The sequence below is a fragment of the Anaerofustis sp. LCP19S3_F7 genome, from assembly GCF_052119445.1.
In the GTDB taxonomy this organism is placed as follows: Bacteria; Bacillota; Clostridia; order Eubacteriales; family Anaerofustaceae; genus Anaerofustis; species Anaerofustis butyriciformans.
The window spans coordinates 1-10,896 of sequence record NZ_JBQKFF010000021.1 but is presented as its reverse complement, the minus strand read 5'-3'; the positions used below and the strand labels follow the sequence as shown (position 1 = coordinate 10,896).

The window sequence follows — 10,896 nt, the reverse complement described above, 5'->3', positions numbered from 1 at the left end:
TTATCTGACAAAGAAATTTTTATATTTTATTTTAAATATTATTTTTTAATGATACAGCCATCTGAACCATATCAAATGATATTTATCTTATATTAATATATAAACAAAATTTAAATTCTTTTTTATTCGACTTTTTTAGGCGAGTAAAAAAGTCGTGGGGTCTTAAGGGTGAAACCACTATCGATGTCCCTATGATAGGGATTATTTTTTTATGATATGATAATTAACCGCTTAAAAGATGAAATACTGTTTTCGTCACTATTATAGAGGAAATATTAAGTACACTGTCCCTATCCCCCTGCTCGTTTTATTATCCTAAAATAAAATACAAACGTGGAAGTATCTTTTACCTGGGCTTGGGGTAGCAACAATTCCCGAAAAAACGGGCAGTTTTTTCGGGAAATCTTGTTGCGTAAAAGCTCCACGCAGTGGCGCCCTTTTATCCAAATATTTGGGCGAGCAAATATTTGGTGGGGTCTTAGGGGTAAAACCCCTATAACAACATTTTTATACACCCCATACCCTGAGGAGACTTAACACCTATACCTGCATAAGATGCAAAATCAAAAAGTAAATGAGAAAGACTTAATAAAGGTTTTGGACCTTTTACATAAAAACTCACGTTACCTATAAATGATTTTATTCCAACATCACTGGATTTAAACATAGTGCTTTTAATGTTAAAATCCTTTAGTGAAATATTATTTATTAAGATTTCCATTGTTTCTTCGTCTTTTAAAGTAACAGGTAAAAATGAATCAGCCTTATTTACCATGCTTTTTACTATAAGCCTTATGTCAGGAACAAAAACATTTTCTCCAAAGGATTTAAAACTTGTGGGAGTTACAAATTTTACTTTTATTACCCTACTTTTTTCTTCTTTATAAAAAGAATTTATATATTCGTTTAAATCTTTTATTTCTTTCAAATTATATTCATATGGAATGTATTTATGGTCTTTATAAGTAATATTAATAAATCCATCTTTGTTTAATCTTTCAATTAATGGCAAAATAATATTTTCTCTTGCTCCTTCATTTAATGTGTTTATCTGCCAAATATATTCATCATTAAGCATAAAAACATTTTGAGAATAAGGTTTTAAACCTTGAAGATGTAAAAAGTCAGCATATTCTTTTTTGCATGTTTCCATAATATACCCGTGAAATAACGGGGCATTGTTATAAAAAAGAGGAAACCCCTCTTCTTTTTTTATTTTTATGGTTAATCTTGAAATCATTATAAAACCTCTACTATTCCGCAAAGCCTTGTTCCCTTTTCGTTTGTTACGACTTTAAGTGTTCTTGGACTGTAATTTTTATCATTTATGTGTTCGCTGATTTTTTTCATTCTAGAATTTTTTCCATCTTTATGTATCGCTTCTTTTGTTTTATCTATTAATTCTTTACCCTCATACGCACCTTTTAAAATACTTTTTGAATGATATCCTACCATTCCCCCAACAACAAATAAAGCATTGTTATTATTATAATTAGGTAAAAAAACTTCTTCTTTATTTCCTATTTTTAAAGCATTTAAATAAAGTTCAAAACCATCTTTTAATATATTTAAGAAATCTTCTTTTGATTTTAAACTTATACCGTATTTTTCATATAAAAGATTGGTTTTTGCTTTATCCAAAGTAACACTGAAAGAAAACATACTTCCTTCTTTTATGAATTCTTTAAAATTACTTATAGTATTTGATGTTCTCTTTTTATAACTATAATCTTCTCTTTGTAAAACCTGTATAGAATCTTTTTGTATTTTATTTGAATCGGAAATCATAACTCCGCTCATAATCTGCAAATCATCTTCTTTTAATAAATAATTCTTTACAGCTTTTGGATTTACTTTAAAATCATTTAATGCTTTATTTGACTTATTTAGTATGCAACTTTCAAGTACGGTTCTAAAAGCGCCTTTTAAACTGCTTCCCGGTATATAAGGATTACTGTCAATATCTTTAATAAATATGTCTATTTCATTTAGATTTGTTTTTGAAATCTTGTTTTTATAATATTTAGCCCTGCTTTTTTCAATTAATGAATAATCTATTTTATTTACTGTTCCCCTTTTTATTAAAATATCAAAAAATTCCTTTAAAGAAGCCTTATCGCTTTGTAGTAAAAATTTATTAAATTCATTTAAACATTCTATCTCTTTAAAATATTTTATAAGTTTTCTTTTATCTATAAAAACAACATCATTCTTATCAAGCAGATAATCAAGTTTATTTATTTTTTCACCACTTCCTATAAATAAAGGAGACATAACTTTACAATTTAGTGTGAAATTTACATAATCAGACTTCATTATTCTATCCCCCATTTTAGTGCTTTTGCATATCTGTAAATACTTCTTACATTTTCTTTATTTACTTCCTTTATCTGCCCTTTAATATCAAAATCTATACATGAGCCGCTTTTTAACATTGATGTTGTTTTCTTTTTTACCATATTCCCGTTTACGACAGAAAATCCGCTTCTTGAAATAACGGAATAAAAACTATTTGAAGTTTTAAGCATCATAACTTCTTCATCAGTTGGAATAACACTTGATAAAAGCATTTTATATTTACAATTTGAATTTAAGCTGTTTATTATATCTAAACTTGGTTTTATTATTTCATCTATTTCAAATTTGCCGTACCCACTTGATTTTTTACCCCCTATACCGCTAAAAGATAGGCTTCTTATAACATTATCAAATTCTTCTTTTATTTCATCGTTAAAAGAAACAATAAAATATAAACCGCAGTTTTTATAAAACTGTATTCCAGAAACAGTGTAAGGAGTCTGCTCTTTTGAAAAATTATACTTTGTTTGATAAACCTCTTTAAAAAATGGTTTAGTAAGTTTATATTTCAAAAGATCATTACCCTTTTTTAAGTCATTAATATATTCATTAAATTCATTTATTTGAATATATTTTATCTTCTTACCTATTTTTCTGTCTTTATTCTTATTTTCCACTAAACTATCAAATATCATAATAGGCTTTGGAAGATAAAGTTTATCTTCCATAAAAGGAAACAAATCGCTTATATAAAAATCATTAAGGAGCTTTTTCGCTTTATCTATACTATATAGATTTACATATTCATTAAAAATACTTGCAAAAATCTGGTCCGAAGTAAAATCGGAAGAATTGTCATTTGTTATATTTCCCTTTGTAACACCAAAACGAACAGGCGTTACAAACTTAAGTTTATAAATATAATAGTTCATAGTTCACCTTAAAATACATTTTCAATAATAGATTTTATTTTTTCTTCGTTTTCCTTTGTTGAAAACATTATATCTTCATTTTCAATGTTTATTTTTACTCTTCCGTATCCTCTTGTACCGTTTCCTCCAAGATAATCCATTTCAAGAATATCAAAACTATCTTTTAAGTTTTTCATATCCTCTTCAAATTCATCAATACTTTCAACATTATAAATAAGCTTAAAATCAAATTTTGCACCGGCAGGAACACGTTCAATTTGTCTTGGGTTTGCTACTGCTGTAATTCTATCAATTGTATTTTCAAATTTCGCTTCTGTTACATATAAATCCGTATCGGCATTTTTAAGCATTTCGGCATTTTCTTCATTTAACGTTAAATCAAAAAATTGAAGTCTTGATGACACTATTTGATTATTTGAATTACCACTTCCAAAAAGTCTTTTTATGGTAATATCTTCATCATCAATTTTATTTAAAACATAATTTTTACTTTTTATTCTTGAAAGAAGATATCTTAATTTCCCTTTTAATGAACTTCCGGGGATTATAGGTAAATTTGTTATTGAATCTTTTATTACAGAATTATCAATAGCACCAATTGCAGCAAAATCGTCACTTCCTCCTATGTGAAGCCCTGTTAATATATCTAAACTTCCTTTAAACATAATTTTTGCATATAACTTATTCATTTTTCCCTCCTACTTGTCTCTTCCGTAAAATTTTTGATAAGCAATTAAAGCTTCAGTATAATCAAAAAAGTTATCCATATCTTTTACTGTTTTTATTGTACTTAAATATAAAATAAAAGATATTTTCTTATCTTTATACTCATAATGTGGTAGTTTATTGATAAACCACCATAAAGCAGATTTATTGTTTATTTTTTTATTTTTTATTTCAAAATCGGTTGGTTTAACTCTTCCGCACTGATAAGCAACTTGCATTTTTAAATATTCTATATCATCAAGAATTTTTTCGCTTAATTTCCCATCAACGATATTACCGTTCAACTTTTCCATTTCATATGTATTTTTCAAATTATTTATTTGTGAAAAAATCTTTCTAAGCTGAGTAGTTGTAGGTAACATTACGTTCTTCTCGGCAACTTTAATAAGATTCTCTGCTCTTTTTATATCTTCTCTGCTCATTTTTATTCCTCTCTTTCTCTGTTTAAGTAAATAATTAAAATTATTGTTGTAATAAGTTTTTTAATGTTTTCTTTGCTGTTAATATTATCTATAATTAAATTTGTAAAATTATTATAGTTTTCTCTTTGTGCTAAATTTTTAGGTTCTATCATTGCAAGAGCATAAGAAATTCTCGCAAGATTTATACTTTCCTTACTATTTTTAAGTAAGTTTAATAGTTTATATAAAAATCCGTTTCCCAAATATATTTTATCTTCACATTTTTCCTCTTCATCAAAGAAACAATATTCGTTAAATTTTAAATACAAATTTCCATAAATATCATTAATAAATTCATCCCACTTATATACATTGTTTTCATCAAATAATGTAATGCTGTCTTTTGTGTTTTCCTTAGATATTTCAAGCAAATTTGCGCTTAAACTTGCCATATTATTTATAGGAAGATTTGCATCGTACATTCCAAAACCTGCACTTATGCTTAACCTGTCATTAGAGAATATTTTGAAATACTGTCTTATATTTATTGAAAGATCCAATACTTCATTCCATGCTCCAACAATAAAAAGATCATCTCCTCCTGCATATATTATTGAAATATTTTTAAGAAAATCTTTATTTGTAAAATATAACTTTGTGTCTTTATAACCTGCTATTTTATTTAAGTAGAACTTAAAGAACATTGATAACATTGAAGATAAACTTTGGAAACGAGATATTGTAGCGTATTTATATTTATCTTCCCCTTCTTTATCAAAACCTTTTATGAATGCACTTCCAAGGTCGTCAACGTCCATTCTTAGAACTCCAAGCCTGTTTATACCGATACTTCTTTTAGATAAATCAGAGAATGAATACAAACTCTTACCTTTGAATCTGGTATAATTACCCATCCAAATATTTACGCAGTATTTAACACCTATCATTGGATTATTTATTGAATACCCTCTTATAATCTGATTATTATTAATATCATTAATAAATTCATTTTTATTCTTTAAGTATAAATAGTTTTCACCATCAAGGGAAAATAAACTAATCAAGAAATCTTTTTCTTTTTTACTTGATATACTAAAAAGCATTTCATCTTTCATCGTATCAACTCTGAATATTCCCTCTCCGAGTTTATACATACTTTCACAGCTTTCGCATACCATACTTCCAAGATCTTCATTTTCGTGTAAATCTTTATAAGACCTTTTACACACACTGCATTCTCTTAAATCTAAATCATTATTAATATACTTACTATTATCATTAAACAATTCATCTAAAGTATCTTTGTATCTATTTATTTTATCTTTTGAAATTTCAAAACCTGCATTTTTATATATTTTAGATAAGGTATCATTATTGTTTATATTAATTAATTCATTAGCAGAACATTCACTATATCCAAAGGCAATATATAAATCTATGTAATATTTTCTTAAAAAATATGAATTAATTTTGTTTTGAAGATATTTTATTTTATCTTTTGTTTCCTTTGTGTTTGCAAGAAGCATATAAAAATGACCTCCCCCGTTATAAAGGAGATTTGCTCTTGACAAATCAAGATAATTTAACATTTCATCTATAATATTTTCCATTTCAATTTCAAGATAGAAAGAACGACCTTTAATTGACCTTAAAGCCCCTTTTGAAGAAATATTAAAAATAAAATCTTGTATACCCGATAAGTCACCGCTTAAAAGTATCATTGTTTTTTCACTGTATATATTTTCTTCTTCACTAAAACAACATTTTTTATAATCTGTTATTCCTTTAAAGTTAAAATAATCAAAAAAACAACTGGCTATTGCGGCAGTAAGTTTTGAATGTGAATAAAGAGAGACGTCATTTATTCCGTTTTTATCAGTGGAAGCAGGGATAAATGAAAATGTACTTTCAATAAGTTGTAATAGAGAATTTACGTTAATATCATTGTTTGTAATATATTCAAAATTTTTATCAAAATATTCAAAGGCTTTCGAATAATCATATTTGTCGGTTAAATTTCTAGCCTTTTCAATATCTTTAGGCATAAGAATATCTTTTTTTATATCAATATCAGAAACATTAAAAGCACTCTTAATATTATTCTTGTTTGTATTTAACAGATTAAAAATATTCATAAGTGGAGCTTTTTTATCATATCCAAACTCAATATTTCCATCATCTTTTTTTCTTCTGTCTATGGCAGATGAAATGTTATCACAAACATAGGTTATATATGAAAAATCATCATTTGTTAAATTTGCATTTGTAATTTTATTCTTATGATGATACAAAACAGAATTTAAAATCTTATCATTTGTAATTCCTTTTTCTTTTAAATAGTTATAACCTAAAAGAGAATGATTTGTTTTTTCATTTGTGCTCCTCATAATGAATTTCCCCAAATCATGCAATACGGACCCTATTATTAAATCCTTATTCAAAACATACCTCCCATTTAATCGTAAATATTTTCTTAATTATACCATACAGAAAATTGATTGAAATAAAAAAATAAATTAAAATATATAAAATATTGATAAAAAGGAAATTTTTCCCTATTATATTACAATTTTTATATATATAATGAAAGCAATAAAACACATATTATATATAATATAAAATCTTTCCCTACATTAAAATTTCATTAATATTTTGAAAAAAAATGTAATATATAGTATAGTTATTATATATAAATAAGAAATTGGAGGATAATATGGCTTTTAAAATTATTACAGATTCAGCAAGTGATATTCCACAATATATAATAGATGAATTTAATTTACATATAATTCCAACTCCCGTTGTTATAAATGAAAAAGACTATTTTGATGGCGAAACAATTTTTCCAAAAGACTTTTACAGCATTTTAGAAGATAAAACAAAAGATATTAAAACTTACCACATAAACAGTGAAATGTTCAAAAGAAACTTTGAACCTTATGCAAAAAACGGTGATGAAGTTTTATATATGTGCTTTTCAACAGGTATAGCAGGAACATTCAATGCAGCTAACCTTGCAAAAGAAGAACTGCTTGAAACTTATCCTGATTTTAAAATTACAATTATAGATACGAAATGTGCATCTTTAGGATTTGGTATTCCCGTTTATAAACTTTTATTAATGCAAAGAAACGGTGCAGACAAAGAAACAATTATAAAAGCAGCTAAACATTTCTGTAAACACATGGAACACATCGTAACTGTTGAAACACTTGATTATTTATACAAAGGTGGTAGACTTTCAAAATTATCTTACGTTGTTGGTGGCGGACTTAACATAAAACCAATGATTGAAATTGATGAAAATGGTTCTCTTGTTGCTTATGCAAAAGTAAGAGGAAGAAAAAAAGCTGTCAATAAGATAATAGAGGAAATTGGGAAAAGAGGAAAAGACCTTGGAAACCAAATTATCGGGGTTGTACATGGAGACAGAGAAGAAGAAGCAAAAGAACTTGCGAATGTATTAAAAGAAAAATACAATGTTAAAGAAGTTGTTATAAGTTACATTGGCTGCGCAATCGGTGCTCATACAGGTCCTGGTGTTATTGCAGCTGTATGTGAAAATGAAAGCGACAACGAATTTAAAGAATATTTATATAAATAACATTACATATTTTAGCTCAAAGTCATTTTATTGTCTTTGAGCTTTTTTATAAATTATACATATTTTAAAAGAGGAATTAAGAATGAAAAAGATATTTATTGTTATTTTACTTCTTTTGATTGTTTCAGTTTTTGGATGTTCAAAGAATAGTGACCAAAGCATTTTTAGTAACATCAGTTTAAAGAATGTGAAAAGTGAAAACATAAGTCTTATAACAAAAAAGGAAAGAAAATCGAGTTTTAACGGTGACGGAGAAGATTTTTATGCTTTTGAAATTAAAGATACGAAGGACATTTTAAAAGAGATTGAAACTAATAAAGATTGGAAAAAACTTCCTTTAAGGGAAAATATAAATAATATTGTTTATGGTAATAACGGTTATTCCCCTTTTATAACCGATGAAGATGGAAATAAACTTATCCCGCCTATTTAAAACGGATATTATTATTTTTATAACACAAGCGAAGACGCAAAAGATAAAACAGATGATACATATTTAAAGAATGCTTATTCATATAATTTCATAATTGTAATATTTGATACCGACACAAACATGCTTTATTATGCTAAATTAGATACATAAAAAAACAGACATAAAAGTGTCTGTTTTTTTATTACTTTAAAATTCTATACGATTTACAACATCCATATAAGCATTATTTACACCTGAGTTAACACGGCTAAAAAGTTTATTTGTTAAATTATATGTATCGCTGCAATGCCAAATTCCTTCGCTTTTTGTAAAAGTTAGGTTAAAAGAAATATCACTTGTTTTATTGATATTACTCTCAGTTAATTGGTTGTAGTTTTCTATGAGTTTTACAAGATATTCCTCATCACTCAGTTGAGACGACTGATTTTGATTAATTGTTTCGTTAATAGCCAAAATAAAAATATCTTCATAGTCAGGGACATATAAGGTTATATTTATTTTTGCACTGCTTCCAATTACATCAACACTATTAACTTTATAATCTACGTTTTTAAGTGTATTTAATAACATTGTATTTATTTCTGATTCACTAAGATTATTTTGCACGGAAGAACCTATGACCATATCTGTAAAGTCTTTTTTTATTTCTCTTAAATCACTGTCAAATCCACTTATATGTTCATTTGTATTTGAAGAAAGATATTTTTCATAAATGTTTTCACTATCTTTTACAAATATAACATCTAAATAATTTTTTATTTTATCTTCACTACTTCCTAAGTTTTGAGTAAAATAACATACAAAAGAAGCAAGAACAATAAAAATAACAGCAAAAATAGTAGCTTTTTTACTAACCTTTATATTAGAAAATATATTCTTTTTATCAGATAAATTATTTGTCTTTTCAAGAACCTCTTCTCTTTCCTCTTTCTCTACTTCATCAAAAAACTCATCAACTTCTTTATTTTTTCCACTATTTTGTTCTATATTTTTATGAGTATCATTTTGTTTATTATTAGATAGAGTATATTCAGCATAAAAATCATCTTCTTCAGATGAAAAATATTCTTTCAATTTTTCTGAGTCATTTAATTTATTATTGTTTTTTTCTTTCATTGTCTTTCCCCTTTTGTATATTTTAATCAAATTACCATAAGGGGTCAATACACAAATTTAATTTGTATTTTAAATATAATTTACATTAAATAAATATAAAACTTTCATAATAAAAAAAGAGGCAAAGCCTCTTCTTTTAATACATATTTTGGACTAACTTATCAATTTCAATCATAGATTGCCTTTCTTCTGTATAGCTCCATGTAATTACAGCATTATCGCCTTTATATTCATTTTTAGCGACAAAATTTTTGTCATACTCAAGGTCATATAATTCACCCATTATATTATTATAATATTCTACATCTTGGTTATAAAATCCCGATAAGCTTCCATAAATTATATTACAATAAGCAGCCATCATATTGTCTCTGTCATAAAGCTGATTAGCTATATCATCTTCATCTTTTGGTTTTACTTCTATCCAGTTATATCCTATATTTATATATTCTATTTTATTTTCTTCATCTAAAAGAAATACAATATTAATATCAGGTTCTTTATCCATTTTTACTGTACAGTGATAAAAATGGTATCCTTCTCCCGCAGTGCTTGCATCTTCTATGGAAAAAGCTTTTAGATTAGGTATTTCATAATCTCCCCATTTATTATCAATGCTCAAAATATTATAATTTATTATATTTATAAAATCATCTTTATCAATTTGTATTTTTCCGTCTTTAATAGGAACGCCGTGTTTTTGATAATATGAAATTGAATTTTTGTAATAATTATTCATAAAAATTCCGCATGAAAAAAATACAAGAACTATACCAACAATTAAGGCTATAAATTTCTTTTTACCCTTATTTTTATTTTCTTGAATATTATCTTTTTCTATATTCTTATTAACCTCAGTTTCTCTTAATTTGTTTAAATCAACTTCTTCGCTTTCACTACTTAAATCAACGGACTTACTTAAAGCTTCTTTTTCTATATTTCTCTCTTGTCTTATTTTATTTAAATCAAGCTCGCCACTTTTAGCATTCAAATCAAAATCTTTATTTTCTTCTAAATTATTGTTATTTTTATTTTTCTTTACAGTAAAAATTATGCTAACAATCATTATTACAATACCAATCCAAAGAAGAATGTAATAATCAAAGAATTCAAATAAATTCATAAAAGATGTTCCATCCATTGAAAAATATAAATCTATGATTATTAGATGAATAAAATATTTTATAACGAACTGTGCAATAACTAAAATTAATCCTAAAATAAACGCTGGTGCAGATAATATTTTCTTTGCCATTTCCCTTTTCTCCCTTATTAATTTTATATTTATATTTTAACATATTTTTTTACTATCCTCTACATTTTTATGTATGCTAAAGCTACTATATAGTAATTAAATTATTGACTAAATATAGATAACATTAAAAT

Annotated in this window: 10 protein-coding genes; 2 read left to right on the top strand and 8 right to left on the bottom strand. The window is 25.9% G+C overall.

The features are described 5' to 3' along the window. Positions 1 to 493: 493 nt before the first annotated feature. The 6 genes from cas6 to cas10 all read right to left on the bottom strand — a co-directional run bounded on the left by cas6 (position 494) and on the right by cas10 (position 6,798). Positions 494 to 1,153, bottom strand: a complete 660-nt coding sequence (cas6, locus tag ACTQYZ_RS09835; RefSeq protein ID WP_441416520.1) for a CRISPR system precrRNA processing endoribonuclease RAMP protein Cas6 — start codon at positions 1,151 to 1,153, stop codon at positions 494 to 496. Positions 1,154 to 1,239: 86 nt separating this feature from the next. Further along, entirely contained in the window at positions 1,240 to 2,316 is a 1,077-nt protein-coding gene (csm5, locus tag ACTQYZ_RS09830; RefSeq protein ID WP_441416519.1) for a type III-A CRISPR-associated RAMP protein Csm5, read from the bottom strand. Then, positions 2,316 to 3,230 (bottom strand): type III-A CRISPR-associated RAMP protein Csm4, encoded by a 915-nt coding sequence (gene csm4, locus ACTQYZ_RS09825; protein ID WP_441416518.1) that lies wholly within the window; start codon positions 3,228 to 3,230, stop codon positions 2,316 to 2,318. Before csm4 ends, csm5 begins: the two co-directional genes overlap by 1 nt. An 8-nt stretch (positions 3,231 to 3,238) precedes the next feature. After that, positions 3,239 to 3,919 carry a type III-A CRISPR-associated RAMP protein Csm3 gene (gene csm3, locus ACTQYZ_RS09820; RefSeq protein ID WP_441416517.1) on the bottom strand — a complete coding sequence of 227 codons (681 nt, stop codon included), beginning with the start codon at positions 3,917 to 3,919 and terminating at the stop codon, positions 3,239 to 3,241. Between the two features lie 9 nt (positions 3,920 to 3,928). Continuing rightward, positions 3,929 to 4,378: a type III-A CRISPR-associated protein Csm2 gene (gene csm2 / locus ACTQYZ_RS09815; RefSeq protein ID WP_441416516.1), complete on the bottom strand. Its 450-nt coding sequence runs from the start codon at positions 4,376 to 4,378 to the stop codon at positions 3,929 to 3,931. 2 nt (positions 4,379 to 4,380) lie between these two features. After that, entirely contained in the window at positions 4,381 to 6,798 is a 2,418-nt protein-coding gene (gene cas10, locus ACTQYZ_RS09810; protein WP_441416515.1) for a type III-A CRISPR-associated protein Cas10/Csm1, read from the bottom strand. 272 nt (positions 6,799 to 7,070) lie between these two features. On the opposite strand from cas10, the gene ACTQYZ_RS09805 reads away from it, so the two are divergent. Further along, a complete protein-coding gene (locus ACTQYZ_RS09805) occupies positions 7,071 to 7,961 on the top strand; it encodes a DegV family protein (protein WP_441021422.1) in 891 nt (296 codons plus the stop codon). 82 nt (positions 7,962 to 8,043) lie between these two features. Continuing rightward, entirely contained in the window at positions 8,044 to 8,394 is a 351-nt protein-coding gene (locus ACTQYZ_RS09800; protein ID WP_441021421.1) for a hypothetical protein, read from the top strand. Between the two features lie 186 nt (positions 8,395 to 8,580). Here the strand turns inward: ACTQYZ_RS09800 and ACTQYZ_RS09795 are convergent, their stop codons facing one another. Together ACTQYZ_RS09795 and ACTQYZ_RS09790 are read right to left on the bottom strand one after the other, a co-directional pair. Further along, positions 8,581 to 9,510 (bottom strand): hypothetical protein, encoded by a 930-nt coding sequence (locus ACTQYZ_RS09795; protein WP_441021420.1) that lies wholly within the window; start codon positions 9,508 to 9,510, stop codon positions 8,581 to 8,583. Positions 9,511 to 9,646: 136 nt separating this feature from the next. Further along, a complete protein-coding gene (locus ACTQYZ_RS09790; RefSeq protein ID WP_441021419.1) occupies positions 9,647 to 10,765 on the bottom strand; it encodes a hypothetical protein in 1,119 nt (372 codons plus the stop codon). Positions 10,766 to 10,896 lie beyond the last annotated feature (131 nt).

What these genes read in the sequence shown, in the direction of transcription:
- csm3 (WP_441416517.1), bottom strand. Translation starts at nt 3,919, where the DNA reads ATGAATAAGTTATATGCAAAAATTATGTTTAAAGGAAGTTTAGATATA.
- csm4 (WP_441416518.1), bottom strand. Translation starts at nt 3,230, where the DNA reads ATGAACTATTATATTTATAAACTTAAGTTTGTAACGCCTGTTCGTTTT.
- ACTQYZ_RS09790 (WP_441021419.1), bottom strand. Translation starts at nt 10,765, where the DNA reads ATGGCAAAGAAAATATTATCTGCACCAGCGTTTATTTTAGGATTAATT.
- ACTQYZ_RS09795 (WP_441021420.1), bottom strand. Translation starts at nt 9,510, where the DNA reads ATGAAAGAAAAAAACAATAATAAATTAAATGACTCAGAAAAATTGAAA.
- cas6 (WP_441416520.1), bottom strand. Translation starts at nt 1,153, where the DNA reads ATGGAAACATGCAAAAAAGAATATGCTGACTTTTTACATCTTCAAGGT.
- csm5 (WP_441416519.1), bottom strand. Translation starts at nt 2,316, where the DNA reads ATGAAGTCTGATTATGTAAATTTCACACTAAATTGTAAAGTTATGTCT.
- ACTQYZ_RS09805 (WP_441021422.1), top strand. Translation starts at nt 7,071, where the DNA reads ATGGCTTTTAAAATTATTACAGATTCAGCAAGTGATATTCCACAATAT.
- csm2 (WP_441416516.1), bottom strand. Translation starts at nt 4,378, where the DNA reads ATGAGCAGAGAAGATATAAAAAGAGCAGAGAATCTTATTAAAGTTGCC.
- ACTQYZ_RS09800 (WP_441021421.1), top strand. Translation starts at nt 8,044, where the DNA reads ATGAAAAAGATATTTATTGTTATTTTACTTCTTTTGATTGTTTCAGTT.